This window comes from Paenibacillus pini JCM 16418 (assembly GCF_000576305.1).
Taxonomy (GTDB): Bacteria; Bacillota; Bacilli; order Paenibacillales; family Paenibacillaceae; genus Paenibacillus_AQ; species Paenibacillus_AQ pini.
Window position 1 is genome coordinate 252,465 of the sequence record NZ_BAVZ01000003.1, and the last position, 16,699, is coordinate 269,163.

Annotated in this window: 14 protein-coding genes; 6 read left to right on the forward strand and 8 right to left on the reverse strand. The window is 41.6% G+C overall.

Annotated features, from left to right (window positions below; translation table 11 throughout):
* Positions 1–4: 4 nt before the first annotated feature.
* Both JCM16418_RS06520 and JCM16418_RS06525 read right to left on the reverse strand, forming a co-directional pair.
* Positions 5–2,410, reverse strand: coding sequence for a 3-hydroxyacyl-CoA dehydrogenase/enoyl-CoA hydratase family protein (locus tag JCM16418_RS06520; protein ID WP_036647053.1), 2,406 nt, complete (start codon positions 2,408–2,410; stop codon positions 5–7).
* A complete protein-coding gene (locus JCM16418_RS06525; protein WP_036647054.1) occupies positions 2,407–4,593 on the reverse strand; it encodes a (Fe-S)-binding protein in 2,187 nt (728 codons plus the stop codon). Before JCM16418_RS06525 ends, JCM16418_RS06520 begins: the two co-directional genes overlap by 4 nt.
* Positions 4,594–4,779: 186 nt before the next feature.
* On the opposite strand from JCM16418_RS06525, the gene fadR reads away from it, so the two are divergent.
* The 4 genes from fadR to JCM16418_RS06545 all read left to right on the forward strand — a co-directional run bounded on the left by fadR (position 4,780) and on the right by JCM16418_RS06545 (position 8,181).
* Positions 4,780–5,361, forward strand: a complete 582-nt coding sequence (fadR, locus tag JCM16418_RS06530) for a fatty acid metabolism transcriptional regulator FadR (RefSeq protein ID WP_036647055.1) — start codon at positions 4,780–4,782, stop codon at positions 5,359–5,361.
* Positions 5,362–5,387: 26 nt separating this feature from the next.
* The gene (locus JCM16418_RS06535; protein WP_036647056.1) at positions 5,388–6,155 is read left to right on the forward strand and encodes an electron transfer flavoprotein subunit beta/FixA family protein; all 768 of its coding nucleotides are present in this window, start codon (positions 5,388–5,390) and stop codon (positions 6,153–6,155) included.
* A 31-nt stretch (positions 6,156–6,186) separates the two neighbouring features.
* Entirely contained in the window at positions 6,187–7,161 is a 975-nt protein-coding gene (locus JCM16418_RS06540; RefSeq protein WP_036647057.1) for an electron transfer flavoprotein subunit alpha/FixB family protein, read from the forward strand.
* Between the two features lie 165 nt (positions 7,162–7,326).
* Positions 7,327–8,181, forward strand: coding sequence for a type 2 periplasmic-binding domain-containing protein (locus tag JCM16418_RS06545; protein WP_036647058.1), 855 nt, complete (start codon positions 7,327–7,329; stop codon positions 8,179–8,181).
* A gap of 65 nt (positions 8,182–8,246) precedes the next feature.
* Here the strand turns inward: JCM16418_RS06545 and JCM16418_RS06550 are convergent, their stop codons facing one another.
* Together JCM16418_RS06550 and JCM16418_RS06555 are read right to left on the reverse strand one after the other, a co-directional pair.
* A complete protein-coding gene (locus tag JCM16418_RS06550) occupies positions 8,247–9,254 on the reverse strand; it encodes an aldose 1-epimerase (RefSeq protein ID WP_036647059.1) in 1,008 nt (335 codons plus the stop codon).
* A gap of 48 nt (positions 9,255–9,302) precedes the next feature.
* The gene (locus JCM16418_RS06555; protein ID WP_036647060.1) at positions 9,303–11,621 is read right to left on the reverse strand and encodes a histidine kinase; all 2,319 of its coding nucleotides are present in this window, start codon (positions 11,619–11,621) and stop codon (positions 9,303–9,305) included.
* A 316-nt stretch (positions 11,622–11,937) separates the two neighbouring features.
* Between JCM16418_RS06555 and JCM16418_RS06560 the strand changes: the two genes are divergently transcribed.
* Positions 11,938–12,525: an RNA polymerase sigma factor gene (locus tag JCM16418_RS06560; RefSeq protein ID WP_036647061.1), complete on the forward strand. Its 588-nt coding sequence runs from the start codon at positions 11,938–11,940 to the stop codon at positions 12,523–12,525.
* On the forward strand, positions 12,503–13,312 hold the full coding sequence (locus JCM16418_RS06565) for a DUF4367 domain-containing protein (protein ID WP_081765338.1): 810 nt from the start codon (positions 12,503–12,505) through the stop codon (positions 13,310–13,312). The genes JCM16418_RS06560 and JCM16418_RS06565 overlap by 23 nt, the downstream gene beginning before the upstream one ends.
* 37 nt (positions 13,313–13,349) lie before the next feature.
* On the opposite strand, the gene JCM16418_RS06570 is transcribed toward JCM16418_RS06565, so the two are convergent.
* The 4 genes from JCM16418_RS06570 to JCM16418_RS06585 form a co-directional block, all read right to left on the reverse strand.
* Positions 13,350–13,880 (reverse strand): hypothetical protein, encoded by a 531-nt coding sequence (locus tag JCM16418_RS06570; protein ID WP_036647063.1) that lies wholly within the window; start codon positions 13,878–13,880, stop codon positions 13,350–13,352.
* Positions 13,881–14,106: 226 nt separating this feature from the next.
* Positions 14,107–15,423 carry a hemolysin family protein gene (locus tag JCM16418_RS06575; RefSeq protein WP_036647064.1) on the reverse strand — a complete coding sequence of 439 codons (1,317 nt, stop codon included), beginning with the start codon at positions 15,421–15,423 and terminating at the stop codon, positions 14,107–14,109.
* 319 nt (positions 15,424–15,742) lie between these two features.
* Complete coding sequence (gene gerQ / locus JCM16418_RS06580; protein WP_081765339.1) at positions 15,743–16,216, reverse strand: spore coat protein GerQ; 474 nt, start codon at positions 16,214–16,216, stop codon at positions 15,743–15,745.
* Between the two features lie 50 nt (positions 16,217–16,266).
* Entirely contained in the window at positions 16,267–16,689 is a 423-nt protein-coding gene (locus tag JCM16418_RS06585; RefSeq protein WP_036647065.1) for a cell wall hydrolase, read from the reverse strand.
* Between the last annotated feature and the right edge of the window lie 10 nt (positions 16,690–16,699).

A 16,699-nucleotide genomic window follows, 5' to 3' on the forward strand; every position in this document is an offset into this window, starting at 1 on the left:
GCCGTTAGTTTCTAAGCGCTTTACCTTTCGTGAGCATATGCTGCATACGCTGCTGCGTCTTAGGCTCTCCGCATAAACTTAGGAAAGCTTCACGTTCCAAATCGAGCATATATTGTTCGCTAACCAGCGTACCTGCGGGGACATCACCGCCAGCAAGAACATGCGCAAGCTTCTTGGCTATGAAAAGATCATGATCGCTAATATAGCCACTTTGCTTCATACCCAGCGCCCCAAGCTGAAGTATTGCTTTGCCCTCAGATCCAACGACACGAATCTTCTCTTCTGGTATCGGCTCATAGCCACCTCTTGCTAGTCCAAGCACCGCTTGTTTAGCCTCATATATTGAATGGTCTTGATTGGCAACCACTCGGTCGAATGGACGAAGATAGCCGAGACGTTTAGCATCATGTCCACTTGTGGAGACAGTCGCCATGCCTACGGTTTCAAAGATTTGCGTAATATACGGCTGTAGATCCGCATCCGCGAGGCGAACATGTTGACTTGCCCGAAGCGTCAGCTCTTTACATCCTCCACCAGCAGGTATCAAACCCACACCAACTTCTACAAGTCCATAATAGGTTTCTGCGGATGCAATAACCTGATCGGCAGGCATACAAGCTTCTACCCCGCCTCCAAGACACATCCGATGTGGAGCGGCAATGACCGGCTTCTCGAAACGCTTCACTTTGTACATCGTGCTCTGGAACATATGAATAATGTCGTTAATTTCATCCCATTCTTCGTCCTGCGCTTCCATTAGGAGTAGCATAATATTAGCCCCTACACAGAAGTTTCTACCTTGGTTTGCGATGACCATGCCTTCGAAGTTACTACGAACTTCGTCCACACTCTGATGGATCATGGATAAAATATCTTCGCCAATCGCATTATTCGGAGAGTGAAACTCTAGGCATGCTACGCCATCTCCAAGGTCGATGAGGCTGGCACCCGAATTGCCTTTGACCACTTTGTTCTGTTCTTTGAGATTCCGTAGATTGATTACCTCAGGCGCTTGTTCCACCTGCTTAAATTGCTGGGAGCCAATATGAATGGAGTACAGGCTACCTTGATCATTTTTATAGAAAGAAGTGTTACCTGCGGCAATCCATTCTTTCACCCAATTCGGAACACTTAAGCCTTCGGCTTCCATACGCTCGACTGAACGTACTAAACCGATGGCATCCCATGTCTCAAACGGCCCCAAGTCCCATGAAAATCCCCATTTCATGGCTTCATCAATTTCTTGTATGGAATCGGAAATTTCACCGACTTTGTTCGCGGAATAGATTAGTACTTGCTTCAAAATATTCCAAGCGAGCTGAGAATACCGGTCCTTTCCTGAAATAATGGCTTTGGTTTTCTCCTTTGTTCCTTTAACCGCCTTCGCTGCTTCAAGAGAAGCGCCTTTGGGCTTCTGCTGAGGAAGATACTCCATCGTCGCTAAATTCAAGGAAAGGATTTCGCTACCCTTCTCACCCTTTTTCTTCAAATAAAAGCCCTGTCCGCTCTTCTCTCCGAGCCATTTGCGCTCCACCATTCCCTTAAGTACATCAGGAGTAGCAAATACAGCCTTCTCGTCTTCATCACTTACATGACCGAATACATTCTCAGCGACATGCACAAATGTATCGAGTCCAACCAAGTCTAGCGTACGGAAGGTAGCACTCTTCGGGCGTCCCATCGCGGGTCCAGTAACCGCATCTACTTCTTCCACGGTATACCCACCGTTCATCTGCATTTCTTGAAGGGTTACAAGCAGGCCATAAGTGCCAATACGGTTACCGATAAAGTTAGGTGTATCTTTGGCGATCACAACACCCTTACCCAGCACGTTTTCGCAGAATATTTTCATCGCTGGAATCAGCTCTGGGTCCGTATGCTTACCTGGAATGATCTCAAGCAGCTTCATATAGCGTGGCGGGTTGAAGAAATGGGTACCCAAGAAATGCTTTTGAAAATCGTTACTGCAACCTTCAGCCATCGCATTAATGGAAATTCCAGACGTATTGGACGTTACGATTGTTCCTGGCTTACGATAAGCTTCAATTTGCTTCAATAAGCGCTTCTTCACATCCAAATTCTCAACCACAACTTCGATAATCCAGTCCACACTTGCAACCTGAGCAAGATGGTCTTCTAAATTACCTGGCGTTATGCGGGACGCAAAGGACTCATCGTATAGTGGAGCAGGTTTAATTTTACTGAGCCTCGCTATCGCGGATGTGGCACATCGATTACGAACTGCTGGATGATCAAGTGTCAGTCCTTTGGCTGTTTCTTCCTGAGTTAATTCCTTCGGTACGATATCAAGTAATAAGGTTGCAATGCCAACATTGGCTAGTTGGGCAGCAATTTGCGACCCCATAATGCCTGAGCCGATGACTGCTGCCTTACGAATGGAACATTTCATGATTTGCTTGCCTCCATTTCAAGTTCATGATCTTTGTGTTTGAGATGATCTCCGAATACGGACATTTCCAAAACCTCCGCAATATCCTTTGTTTTGACTTCATCTTCAACTTCCTTCACTTTGGTACCATCTTCAAGCATCGTAAGGCAGTATGGACAGGCACTGCTGATGAGGGTTGGATGTACCTCTAGTGCTTGCTCGGTGCGGGCTAAGTTCACTCTTTTACCTGAGGATTCTTCCATCCACATCATGCCTCCGCCTGCACCGCAGCACATTCCGTTCTCACGAGAACGCGCCATTTCAGCAAGCTCCACGCCTGGTATAGCCTTCAGTACATTGCGTGGTTCATCATACACATTGTTGTACCTACCTAAATAACAGGAATCATGGTACGTAATACGCTCTTTCACTTCATAAGTGGGTGTAAGCTTACCCTGGTGAATAAGCTGATCAAGTAGCTGCGTATGATGAAATACTTCAACTCCCTCAAGCCCGAATTCTGGATATTCATTTTTGAGTGTATTAAACGTATGAGGGCACGCGGTGACGATTTTGCGGACCCCATATTTGTTAAAAATCTCAATGTTCTCCATACATAACTGTTGAAATAACATTTCATTGCCCATTCGGCGCGGCGTATCGCCTGAGTTCTTCTCCTCGTTACCAAGAATAGCGAAGCTCACACCAGATTCATTCAAGAGTCTGGCAAAGGCACGTGAAATTTTGCGGCTGCGCAGATCATACGATCCCATCGAGCCTACAAAGAATAAATATTCAAATTCGGGTTGATCTTTGACCGCTGGCACTTGAATGCCTTCCACTTCCCCGCTCCACTGTGCACGGTCATTACGGTTAAGGCCCCAAGGATTGCCTTGTCTTTCGATATTCTGCAATGCACGTTGACCTTCTTGCGGCATATTGCCTTCCATCAGAACAAGATGTCTGCGTAAATCGATGATTTTATCAACATGTTCATTCGCAACGGGGCATTGATCCTCACAATTTCGGCAGGTTGTGCATGCCCAGATTTCTTCTTCCGTCATGACATCACCAATAAGGTTCATTTCCTGCGGCGTTTTTTCATCAGGTCCCCACATGGCCTTCTGCCAAGCTATCGTTGGACGAATATTGGTAATACCATCGCTGCTCCATTCAATTGATTGATCTACTGAATCTGCGAGCGCATGAGCCCCATGCGTTGAAAACGCAAACTCCGGCACATAAGGTGATTTGTTAGTAATCGCAGTACCCTTCTCTGTTAAATGATCGCGTAATTTCGTAATTAAATGCATTGGAGATAGCGTTTTACCCGTGTTAGATGCTGGACATACATTAGTACATCTTCCACACTCTACACATGCATAGAAATCAAGCATTTGCTTCTGGGTGAAATCTTCAATTTTACCGACGCCGAATGATTCAGCTTCTTCATCCTCTAAGTCTAGTTTGCTTAGGCGTCCAACCGGCTCGGAGCGGCGAAACCATATATTCAAAGGTGCTGTAAGCAGATGAAAATGCTTTGACTGAGGTACGTAGACTAAGAAGGACAACAGAATGATTAGATGCGCCCACCAGAAAATATAGAACAGTACACCTGCAGCTGTTATAGGTATCGAACCGAACAGATAAGCAATAGCCGATGAAATTGGTGAATATAAGCTCAATTCCATCCCCATCCAAACTCTCTCGAAGGCCAAGGATAATAGTACAGACAGCATTAATGAGTATATGAAGAACACAACAATGCTTGGTTTCAAGCCTCTCTTCAATCTGGCAAGTTTCTCACCGTAACGACGATAAGCGGCGTAAGCCATAGCAACCAGAATGAGGAACACCGTGATTTCTTGCAACAATCCGAACACATCATAGGCTGGAAGTGGAAGATGATGATTCCCATTGGTTAAGCCTTTAATGATCAAATCCAGCGCGCCAAACTGAAGAATAATGAAGCCATAAAAAATCACAATGTGCATAACGCCACTCTTGCGGTCCTTAAGTAACTTCTTCTGCCCAAACACCTGCGCTATAAAGTCAGCCCACCTTCCTTGGCTTCGTTTACGGAAGTCGGTTGGCTTGCCGAGCTTTACATACAGATAACGGTGATACACGGCTTCATAGAACAAATAAATTCCGTATCCTGTCACCGCCAAAAAGAACAATAAATTAACGATTTGCCATACCATCCTTCATCCGTCCTTTCTGCATAGTAAATAAAGATTATGACGGCAAGATATAAGAAAGCGGTTTCATTCATTATTCAAAATAAAATCTTATCCCTGAAACATTGACATCTGGCATTGTTTCCCATAAGATTAAGAAAATGAATGAATATTCATTCAGTAACCAAATTCTAACACTGGGGTGGCATAATGGCAAGTAGAAAATTGGAAAAATATGAGATGATTCTGGAAGCTGCGCTAAAAGTCATTGCTGAGAACGGCTTTCATGGTTCTCAAATTTCCAAAATCGCAAAGGAGGCTGGTGTAGCCGACGGTACGATTTATTTATATTTTAAAAACAAGGAAGATATCCTTATTTCTCTATTTCAAGAACGCTTGGGTAGCCTAGTCGCCCTCTTTAATGAAAGTGTGAAGGATACAAATACAGCAGATGAGGCACTTCGTAAAGTATGTGAAATCCATTTCAATGAGTTGGAACAAAACGTTAACTTAGCTTATGTAACACAAATTGAGCTGCGGCAAAGTTCCTTAGAACTACGCGTTGCAATTGGGCTTGTCGTGAAGCCCTATATTCAGCTTATTGAGCATATCCTTGAACAAGGCGTTGAGCAGCAACTGTATCGCAAGGATCTAGACATTAAACTGACTAGACTTCTGATCTTCGGAGCATTAGATGAAGTCGTTACCTCATGGTTGATCTCGGGCAGAAAGTATTCTCTCTCCGCTCAGGTTGACAAGACTGTGGAATTCTTCTTAAAAGGCCTTAAATAAATTGGATTTAGAGAGGAGCTTGGCAGATGAATATCTTTGTAATGATGAAGCAAACGTTTGATACAGAGGAACGGATTGTCATTCAAAACGGGGACGTCTCAGACGACAGCGTGAAATATGTCATGAACCCTTATGATGAATATGCTGTTGAAGAAGCAATCCGTCAGAAAGATCAACATGGCGGTACCATTACGGTACTCTCTGTTGGACCTGTACGAACTGGCGAAGCACTGCGTACTGCACTTGCAATGGGAGCTGATGAAGCGGTTCTTATCCAAGATGAGCTTATTCCTAGTGACGAGTTCAGTGTTTCTAAGGTATTGGCTGCCTACTTAAGTAAGCAGTCCTATGATCTGATTATTGGAGGTAACTTCTCCGTCGATAGCGGTGGGGGGCAAGTCGCTATTCGGGTCTCGCAGCTGCTAAGCATTCCTCATACTTCTTCCATAACGAAGCTGAATATCAGTGGCACACAAGCAACCGTGCAACGTGATTCCGAAGGCGACACAGAGACTGTTGAAATCTCCCTTCCAGCCTTATTTACGGCGCAGCAAGGTCTTAATGATCCGCGTTACCCTTCCCTACCAGGAATCATGAAGGCTAAGAAGAAACCTTTTCAAACCTTAACTCTAGCAGATATAGGATTAAGCACTTCTGATATTGCAGCCAAAACACAGCGCCAGTCCCTCACCCTCCCTCCCGCTCGTAAAGCGGGTCAGCTGCTTAAGGGTGACGCTCAGCAGCAAGCTGTAGAGCTCGTTCATTTGCTTCGTACAGAGGCAAAATTAATCTAATGCATCCTAACCATTTAAAGGAGGATTCCGTATGAGTCATACGTATGTTGTCGTAGCAGAGGTTCGGGGTGGGGGTTTACGTCAGGTATCATTGGAAGCGCTTCAAGCGGTATCTTTGATCAAAGAAGAAGGGGATTCTGTAGCGGCAGTCATCATAGGATCTCAAATAACACCGCTTGCAGATGAATTAGCCCGCTATGTTCTTGGTCAAGTATATTCTGTTGATCATCCCGATCTTGAGAACTATAATCCAGAAACATACTTTAGCGTGCTATCTTCTATACTTAGCAAGCTAAATCCGAGTGCAGTTATATTCGGTCATACAGCCGTCGGGCGTGATCTTGCTCCAATGGTTGCCGCTCATTTGGATGCAGGACAAATTTCAGATGTGACCGCCATCGATTCTGAAGGAAACGATCTGTTATTTATGCGTCCCTTGTATGCGGGCAAGGCTTTTGAACAAAAGAAATTTGTAAATACGCCGCAAGTAATCACCATTCGTCCTAATAATATCTCACCTGCTGAAGTCGCTAGTACGCCAGCAGACATTATTGAAATAGATTACTCACCCACCTCGAATCTTCGTTCTATCGTCAAAGATGTGATTCGTAAAACATCTGGAAAAGTTGACCTAACGGAAGCCAAGATTATTGTCTCAGGTGGTAGAGGCGTGAAGAGTACGGAAGGATTTAAACCGCTAGAGGAACTTGCTGAAGTTCTTCATGGAGCTGTTGGAGCCTCTCGCGCAGCATGTGACGCAGGGTATTGCGATTACTCCATGCAAATCGGTCAAACCGGTAAAGTTGTCACACCAGAAATTTATATTGCCTGCGGGATCAGCGGTGCGATTCAGCATATGGCTGGGATGAGCCAATCTCACGTCATTATCGCAATTAATAAGGATCCTGAAGCACCAATATTTAAAGTAGCTGATTACGGGATTGTTGGGGATTTATTCGAAGTGGTTCCTCTTTTGACGGAGGAATTTAGAAAGGTACTGGTATAATGGTGTGAACTGGCATAATTGGTTAGCTTATAATATTTTAAAGTAGAATTATAACCCACCTTGAGGAATAAACTCGTGGTGGGTTTATTTATATATACAATTTGACCAATTATTGATATTTTTGTATCATATGTGTAAATATTTGTAATAAAAGGAGGTTATTCTTTGTGGAGTCAACTTGAAATTGAAGATCCTGTCGAAGTAGACTCGTTAGTTAATATGCTCAAAATGGCCTTTTCCTTCGATAACTGGACTAAAGTACTCTCTTTATCTAAAAATCTACATATCCTTGCTAGTCAAATTCACAATGAACATATACAACATGAATTATTCGGTACTCCAATATCCAAGAAAAAGATGAACCGATCTATCGTTTTCTATTTTGGATATAGCTATCTGATGAAGGGTGTAGCTCATCAAAAATTAAAACAGTATCCAGAAGCTATGAAATGCGTAAACTACTATTCTGATCTGAGTTGGATCAATGATTCGAGTGAGATTGGTTTGAAAACGGTTAATGATTTTAAATTGTATGCTAAAGCCAATTCACTCACACTGGAGCTTCTTAATGGCAATATTGACTTTCTAGCAGAATATATACATTTACTTAAAACGAATCAGCAAGAAACTCTCCCCGGTCTTTTAACACTCCTTGAGAGTGCTTTAAATAACAATTTCAATATAGATAACGAATTGAATCTATTTCTAGATCATATAAAGGTTGATGGTCTGTATGAAGATCGAATAAGTTCCATATATTATATTCATTTAATACAAATGTTAGCTATATATGAGTTTAAGAATGATAGATATATTGAAGCTATAGATTATGCATTACAACTTTTAACCTATTCCGATCACGTTGGTGATGATAGTACATTCAAGAAGTCGATCGCTTTATTCGAATCATTTAGACCTTACGCTTCAAGAGCACAATTAGATGGGTATATGACGATTCTTGCTAACATTTTCAAATTGACGAATGAGTATGAGGAAAGTATTCATTTAACTTTAAAATGAATGAGAAGTGCATGTAGCAAATTAAAACAACCAGTCCCCGATTGAATATCGAGAACTGGTTGCTTTTAGTTAACTTTCAGAGCATAAAAGCGACTTGTTTCCTGCCATACTTCTCCCGGATTGAGACCAATAAGTCCGATTTCCTCCGCTGGTTCGCCCGTTATATTAGGAGCATTCACTAGGTTCATCTGTGGCTCAGGACAAAAATACTTCCCACAAGCTCCATTATTCCAAATCATCCAGTGTTTATAAGAAGTACCTACATCATATACAAGCACATCCCCTGTACGTGTATCTGTAAGCTCCATGCGGTTTCTCCCATCCTGTGGACAGGCCGTATAATGGTTATCTAAACTTTCAAAGTATGGATTTACCCCTTCCCCTTTCAGTAGTTCCTCCTCCAAAGACAAGGGTTGGAACGCGCCTGTAGGAAGCATTCTTTCATTTAATTCACGACGTTTACCAATTGTAAACTTCACCTTGTAATCATCACTTACACTTCCAGGGACGAATGGGGCATTGATTGTGGTATGAAAGGCAAGTAGATTTGGCATACGTTCTTGTCCATCATTCGTAACCGTTACTTGCTGTTGTAGACCTGCGATGCTAAGCGTATATCTTAATTGAATTGTAAAATCGAAAGGGAAGTACTGCTTGTATACGTGCCCTTCTCGCACTCGCTGCGTCATAACGACAACACTTTCATATTCATCTGCATGAATGTAATCCACAACCCAGGCAAGATGATGCATATATCCATGAAGATGATTTCCAGTAGCCTCTTCATTGACTGGTAGATGATATACTTTGCCATCCCACGAGAAATTCCCGCCATCATAACGATTCGGTGGGAAAAGGATAGGTATACCAAACACCCCAGGGCTCTCCCGGAATATATCCATTTCATCAGCCGCAGGCTCACGTAAATAACGGAATCCCTTCTCCGTATCCCTGAATAGAATTAAATTGCCTCCACGCTGCGGTAAAGCTGCCGCTTCATAAGGTCCATGTTTAAGCCATATGGCTGTCTCTCCTTGAAAATCTCCCTGATATGCTGCGAATTGTGTCTCCATAGTATCCCTCCTACATCGAGTTCAGATATGTTCATCATGATATGCTAATTATAACATGCTATCAGGATTAGAAACGAGGAGAACATCCAGATTCCTAGCCCCTCGAATGATCTCTTTGATAGCTTGTCGTCGCATCCAATTTTTCGATTGTGCGGCCACTGCTTGCCCGATGATTACCTGCGTTGCCTGAACCTGCTCAGCCTGTTCTATCACTTTGGTAGGGATTTTCTTCCAGCCATCCGCTACTAGGACTTCAAACATCCCACCAAAGCTTTCAGCTAGCTTACGCCATGATTCTATTCGAATCAGTTCCTCCGCACTTGGGATTGCATGTTTCTGAATATACGTAACATACAAGGATGCTTTCAGACGGTATGCAATTCGAAATCCACGACGTATCAATCGATCTGCATGGGAATCTGGTAAAATACATACGTAAATAACCTCTTCCCTTCTCCATGGGCCGCGCAGTGAGAACTTACGCTCCCACGACTCAAGACGTTCGTCCACATCATCTGCAATTTCTCTTAATGCAAGTTCACGAAGAGCAATGAGATTACCTGTTTTGAAAAATGAATCTAATGCCTGTTCAACTTTGTTCTCAGCATAAATTTTGCCCTCACGCATTCGCTGCTGGAGTGATCGGGGAGTTACATCAATAAGTTCGACCTCATCAGCCATGGATAGAATATAATCGGGAACAGTCTCCCTGACCCGAATGCCCGTAATTTGCTCAACTGAATCATTTAAACTCTCCAAATGTTGTACATTTACCGTCGTAATAACCGATATACCATGTTCTAAGATCGTCGTGATATCTTCATACCTTTTCTTATTCTGACTTCCAGGTATATTACTGTGCGGTAGTTCATCCACTAACACGAGTTCTGGATTTCGAGCAAGAATGCCCTCTAAATCCGTTTCACGTAGCGTAGTACCTTTGTATTGAACCTCTTTTGGCGGGATGATGGGCAGATTATCCACTTGTGCCGCTGTTTCTGCACGTCCATGAGTTTCCAGCCAACCGATAACGACATCTATTCCTTTATTTAAGCTTTCATTCCCTTCACGCAACATGGTGTACGTTTTACCAACACCAGGCGCAGCACCGATGTATATTTTGAAGCGACCTCGCTTAATACGCTCAACCTTCTCGATCATCTCTTCACTGCTTAGTCGGTGATATATATCTGACTTTTCCGTATGTAAACGGCGAGTAGGTAAAATACGTGGGCCACCGTGTTCTGTTCGATCTGCGACCCAAAATATATCAATGCCTTTCGCCCGCTTCAATATACCGTCTGTGATCGATCCCTGCCGTATTTCTTGCCACCTGCTCTTCTTAGAGTGTCCCAGTACGATCCGCGTTACTTTCTTCTCTACTGCATAGTTAATCAAAGCTTTGGCAAAATGACGAGAATTTTGTAAAGGAAGCTCCTCAATGTCCGCATCTGTTTTTTTAGCCATTTTATGCAAAGAACGCTTAAATGCAGTCGCTTCTTTGGAAAGAGGTTTGTTTTTAAGTAAGAAAATAACGACCAGTAAATCCCCGTTCAGACGCTTGGCAATTTGCTGACCTCTACGAATATAGATCGAGCCGTTCCAGTGATACTGAGCAGATACCAATATGCGTTCGGAAGCCCCAGAAGCGCCTTGTAGACCCATTTCCTCTCGGTGACGTTCAAGTGACATATTGACATCTTCCGCCACTAGCCGAAGGGATAGTTCTCTCAGTACTGCCAAATCCTTACGTGTAAATAATCCAGTGTCACGACTATTATCCAGATGACCTTCCTTAAGGCGTGAGATGAGCGTCTCGGGTGAAACATCAATTAGCCTGACTTCATCAGCCATTTCCAGCGTTTCCAGTGGAACTGTAATTCGAGCTTCCATGCCAGTCCACTTACGAGCCATCTCATGGACACCTTCAATTTCATACACGTTTAATGTTGTAATAACACTGATCCCGCGCTGGAGCAAGAATAAGATATCCTCAAGCCGAGTTGGGAACTGTGCATCTTTTCGGTTACGATGCGCTAGTCCGTCGACTAGGACTACCTCTGGATTTCTCGTGATAAGTCCGTCGATGTTAAGATCCTTGGACTCCCCATTGTGATCTGTCCAGTGAATACTTGGTACGCGCTCTAAATCTCCGAGTTGTTTGACGGTTTCTGAACGTTGTAAGGTTGAGACTGCGCATATCACGACATCAATCCCTTGTGATTTCAGATGTTGTCCCTCACGCAGCATATGATATGTCTTACCTGATCCGCTCACAGCACCGATTAATATTTTTAAATTCCCTCGCTGTAACTTTTGGATATTGGCCAAAATTTCGTCTGGCGATTTCCTTCTATATGTCTCCATCCATCCCGACCACCTTTACTTGAACATATATGCACAGAATCTTACATTGCAGTTCAGTTAAAGTAAATGTTCTATTCGTTCTAATTAAGCCTTAGATCACTAGAAACGGAATAATCAGTGATTTATCTCCATATAATTCATATGTTTGTGCCATTTACTCGGTTAAACTCCATTTCTCTTAAACCTATTTCCCTACTTAATATATTAATATCTTTATTTATTAACATGAAAGAATAGGATAACCTGCATAAATATTGTAAACTAGTAAAAGAAGATATTTCCAGAAGATGTTACGATGTATAGAGAGGGGAATACCATGTCTAATGTTCTCAGACTTCTTGTAACCGCCGATTTCAATGGCTTAAGCAAGGAAATACAAGAAGAAATATATTATGAATACTATGATTTCGCATATGGCATGATTCTGTATATCGTCAAAGATCACGCAGCCGCGGAAGATATTATCCAAGATTCTTTTATTAAAGTGATTAAGAATAAACCCATCTTTGAGAATGAAGTCAAGCTTAGGGCCTGGTTAAAAGTAGTTACCCGGAATACAACCATTAATTATTTGCGTAAAAATAAAAAATACCGTAACCAACTGGATGTTGAAGGTGTTTTTATGTATAAAGAGGAAATTTCCCAGTCTCCTATTTCCGTGGAGAACACGGTGGAAACTAAACTGATGGAGGAATCCATTATTCATTATTTAGATGAATTAAGACCGGAATACCGTATTCTAATTGAATACCGTTGGAAAAGCGGGCTATCCTATAAAGAGATTGCCAGTTTGTTGGATCTTAGTGAGGAAGTGATTAAACAGCGGCTATTCCGTGCTCGGGACAGTGTTAAAAAAATGCTTTTCAAAGATTGGGGGATCCATGATGAGAAACGAAAAATTTGAAGAATGGTTTGACGTTGCTTTTGAACGCGCCGTTTCTTCAACATCTATAACCTCCGAAGACAGCAAGAAAGCTTCTTGGAACCAGCTTCAATCCCGTATCCAAGAAGTACAACGTGTTCGCAAGCGTAGACGCCATATGCAGATGGCATCCGTCGTTGCAGCATCTTTTATAGCAGGAGCCATATTTTTTAGTCCCCCTACGGTAACGAATGCAATCTCTCCATTTTATCAAAAGATTGTTTCTTGGGGAGATGGGGTTGTGAATATTTTCTTTGGTACGAGAGACCTTGATATTGATATAAATAAAGCTAAAACATCCCCTCCACCTCTAGGTTTTCTTGATAATAATAATGAAACAATGTCAGATATTGGTTTTGAGAGTTTGATTAACGAAGAGAACATTGTTGGGAGTTTAGATAACATAAATAATAAAATTTCTTTTACGTTACCTACTTTATCTGGAATTCCATTAGAGTATCAGTTTAAAGACTTGTACCTTTCAGAACCTGATTCAGATCGTATATCTAACCGAATATCCCTCGTATATACGAATTCTTATAAACAATTTTTAACGATAACCATAATAAAATTAACTACTACAACTAATTTTTCTTCAATGGGAACAGATCAAACAGAAACTATACTTCTTAAAAATGGTAACGAAGCATATTATACTGCTGGAGCTACAAATGAAATTATTTTTTTGAATAATAATTTGAGTATACGTATATTAGGAATAATAAGTAAGGAAGAAATGCTTAAATTAGTTGAAAGTTTTCTAAATTAATAAAAGAAGCCTATCCATTATGGATAGGCTTCTTTTATTAATTTACAATAAGGGCACTGCTTGAATAAGCAATAGTTTGTTCATAATAACCACCTTTTGAAGCCCAATGAGTACACTGATTGCGATAGTAATATCCAGGAGCGACATTGTATATAACCGAAGAAGACTGATAGCTTACATTCTGTTTGTTCACTGAAGTGCTTCCTGAGTCGATCCATGCTGAACCCGTCCATCTTTGGATTACAAAATCTAGACCTAATGAATTTACTGTTGTATTAGCTACATTATCTCCAAACATCTCTACTTTGTTATTTCCTAAATCATTAATTGTGGTTGAACCACCAACCAAATATTTCATATTTGAAAATGCAAATAAACTAATAGGCTCCGGCGGCTTACTCGTTAAAGCCCCAGGCTCTCTTACAGCCGCTTTAAATTCAAAAGAGACAGCATCTGTTGATACATTAGAAGTTGCAGCTTCAGCCCCTGCTCCTCCAACAAGCATAATGCTTGCTAGCATTGCTGTAGTTGTCATAGTCATTACTTTTCGATTAAACCGTCTCTTCATAAGATCTCACCCTTCATAAATGGTTATATTTGGAACACATCTTATTAACACATTTAAAATAGACAAGTTACGACATATTTTATTTATTTTTGAAAAAATTTGTTTATACGCAAAGTTAATCTATTAATTTCGATATTTTCTAATCCATAGCTATGTTCTTTCTATTAAATCTTACTGATAAACAAAAAGACACAGCGCATATGCTGTGTCTTTTATTCTTAATTAATTATGCCCCTGCTTCCTCAACAAACATCTGAGGTTTCAGCAGTTTAATCCTTGAAATACGTTTATTATCTGTTTCTTCAACAACGAAAATATGTCCATCTATCTCAGCAGATTGTCCTTGCTGAGGAGGAATAGCCTCAATTCTAGAATATAACCATCCACCAATTGTATCATAATCTGTGGCATCCATATCAAGTCCAAAGCGATCGTTAATTTCTTCAATTAACGTTAAACCATCTACAGAATATTCATCTTCACGAATTTCTTCAATTTCAGGACGTTCCTCATCAAACTCATCTTGAATTTCACCGACGATTTCTTCCATGATATCTTCGAGTGTAACAAGACCTGAAGTACCGCCGTATTCATCGATCAGTATTGCAATCTGTGTCTTACCACGCTGCATCAACTTAAGAAGTGCACTGATTTGTATGGACTCAGGCACTGCAAGAATCGGACGAACAAGATTACTATAATCAGGAGCATGCCACCGCATCAAATCTTTGATATGGATAAATCCGGTAATATGGTCTTTATCACCTTCACAAATCGGATAGCGTGTGCGCATTCCTTCATAGGCGATTTCCAGATTCTCTTCTCTACTTAAATGAGTGTATAAGCAGATCATTTCAGTTCTTGGAATCATAATTTCGCGACCGGTTGTTTCAGCAAAATCAAATATATTATCAACAAGCGCCAATTCAGTATTATTAATTAGTCCGCTTTTGTTACTTTCTTTCATCAGTATGCGGATCTCATCCTCCGTATGTGCAGAATCAAATTCTGAAGCGGGTGATATTCGAAAAAGCCGCAGTAAGGCATTGGAAAGCCCATTTAGTATCCAGATGAACGGATACATTACTTTATTAAAATAGATCATTGGAGCGGCTGACAACAATGCCACCGATTCCGATTTGTGAATCGCCATCGTTTTGGGCGCTACTTCTCCAAGCACGATATGCAGTATCGTAATGAGTATAAATGCGATTGCTATAGCAATACCATGTATTGCCGTTTCACCAAATCCAATTCCTTGAATTAAGGGTCTGATTAACCGGGCTACGGCTGGTTCGCCGAGCCAACCAAGTCCCAAAGAAGCCAATGTGATGCCAAGCTGGCATGCTGATAAATAAGCATCTAAATTGTTAACAATTTTACGGGCTAATTCTGCACCCTTACGTCCTTCATCGACCAAAGTCTCGATACGACTGCTACGAATTTTAACCATTGCGAATTCCGCAGACACAAAAAAACCATTCAATAATACTAAACCTACAACCCAAATCAAATTGATCCAGCTCGGTAAGGGGTCACTCAAGTTTGGTCCTATCTACCGTAATGCTTAGTCGGCAAATAGGTACACCTCCTTCGTATTTTAAAATTACTCGCGATTGTCATGACAGAGAAACTGTAACGAACCGTCAACTTCCCAATGGACCCATCTTCTTTCACAATAAATTTTGTTATTAACTTTAATTATATAGTTATACAATACACAGTCAAACTGCAACGTATGACTGAATATTACAGGGACAGTCTGTTTTTTTGAGTAAACCAGCGATTACGATGCAAAAAGAGCCGACCCTTGTCATTTAAGACAAGAAATCAGCTCTTTTCGGTCATTTTATGTTTTAATTTTAAAAATTTATAGGTCTTGCATTTTGGCCAGGATTGCCTGTAACACCTGGGTATTGGTAGATTAAAGGTTCATCGAATGTAATGTAATCTAAATTCAGGGTAAGCAAGATGATACGTTTACCTGTACTTCTTTCACTAATAATAATATGATCTCGACCTGCAGCTTCAACTACACCTGTGAATACTTTGGCATTCCACTGCGAGTTATTCTCGTATGTCATATAGAAAGTTCCGACTTTGCCTAGATTCAGGCGCAAAATGTTTTCAATGTACGATTGCTCATAGACTGGAGCTTGTTGTTGCACTACCGCTCCAGATGGCGTCATCGGGCTACCGCTAGGAACTTGTGGTGGAACTGATCCACCGACCTGCCCTTGCATACCTTGCATACCTTGCATACCCTGCATACCTTGCATGCCGGGATACCCGCCTCCCATTGGATATCCAGCAGGACGGTAAGGTTGAAACATCATAATTTTATCCTCCTTGTAATGGAAATTGATAATAAACTTTATATATTCTTCTAATAAACCGTTGGGCAATCTTGACCTGATGGGCTAAAGAAGCAATGAGCTTTAAACCGTCCCGTGTTTTGCTGGTTATACCACGTTGAAGGACAATTGCCTTCTGGACGAAAGAACCAAAGTGCGTTGGAAGCTGGCCACTGCCGCTCACCATTAATCGCACGTTCAGCTAATCTAATATCCTTGTCACGAGCTTTTTGATAAAAGTAACTTTTTTGTGGGGCTTCGAAACCTCCAGGACTTTGATATACCATATCCTGAATGCTTCGAATGTTGTTGAAATCGAGACAATTACCTAGAACCCGGTTTACACCAACGTTGCCAACCATCAGCATACCCAAATCGCCTTCACCTTCGGCTTCAGCTCGCATCAACCGCGCAAGCAGCTTCGTTTGTTCCGAATTTGTCTTAATGACAGCCAAGATTCCTCCT

Coding starts and splice junctions, on each gene's coding strand:
- JCM16418_RS06560 (WP_036647061.1), top strand. CDS start 11,938: ATGTCTAATGTTCTCAGACTTCTTGTAACCGCCGATTTCAATGGCTTA.
- gerQ (WP_081765339.1), bottom strand. CDS start 16,216: ATGATGTTTCAACCTTACCGTCCTGCTGGATATCCAATGGGAGGCGGG.
- JCM16418_RS06565 (WP_081765338.1), top strand. CDS start 12,503: ATGATGAGAAACGAAAAATTTGAAGAATGGTTTGACGTTGCTTTTGAA.
- JCM16418_RS06535 (WP_036647056.1), top strand. CDS start 5,388: ATGAATATCTTTGTAATGATGAAGCAAACGTTTGATACAGAGGAACGG.
- fadR (WP_036647055.1), top strand. CDS start 4,780: ATGGCAAGTAGAAAATTGGAAAAATATGAGATGATTCTGGAAGCTGCG.
- JCM16418_RS06555 (WP_036647060.1), bottom strand. CDS start 11,621: ATGGAGACATATAGAAGGAAATCGCCAGACGAAATTTTGGCCAATATC.
- JCM16418_RS06570 (WP_036647063.1), bottom strand. CDS start 13,880: ATGAAGAGACGGTTTAATCGAAAAGTAATGACTATGACAACTACAGCA.
- JCM16418_RS06525 (WP_036647054.1), bottom strand. CDS start 4,593: ATGGTATGGCAAATCGTTAATTTATTGTTCTTTTTGGCGGTGACAGGA.
- JCM16418_RS06520 (WP_036647053.1), bottom strand. CDS start 2,410: ATGAAATGTTCCATTCGTAAGGCAGCAGTCATCGGCTCAGGCATTATG.
- JCM16418_RS06550 (WP_036647059.1), bottom strand. CDS start 9,254: ATGGAGACACAATTCGCAGCATATCAGGGAGATTTTCAAGGAGAGACA.
- JCM16418_RS06540 (WP_036647057.1), top strand. CDS start 6,187: ATGAGTCATACGTATGTTGTCGTAGCAGAGGTTCGGGGTGGGGGTTTA.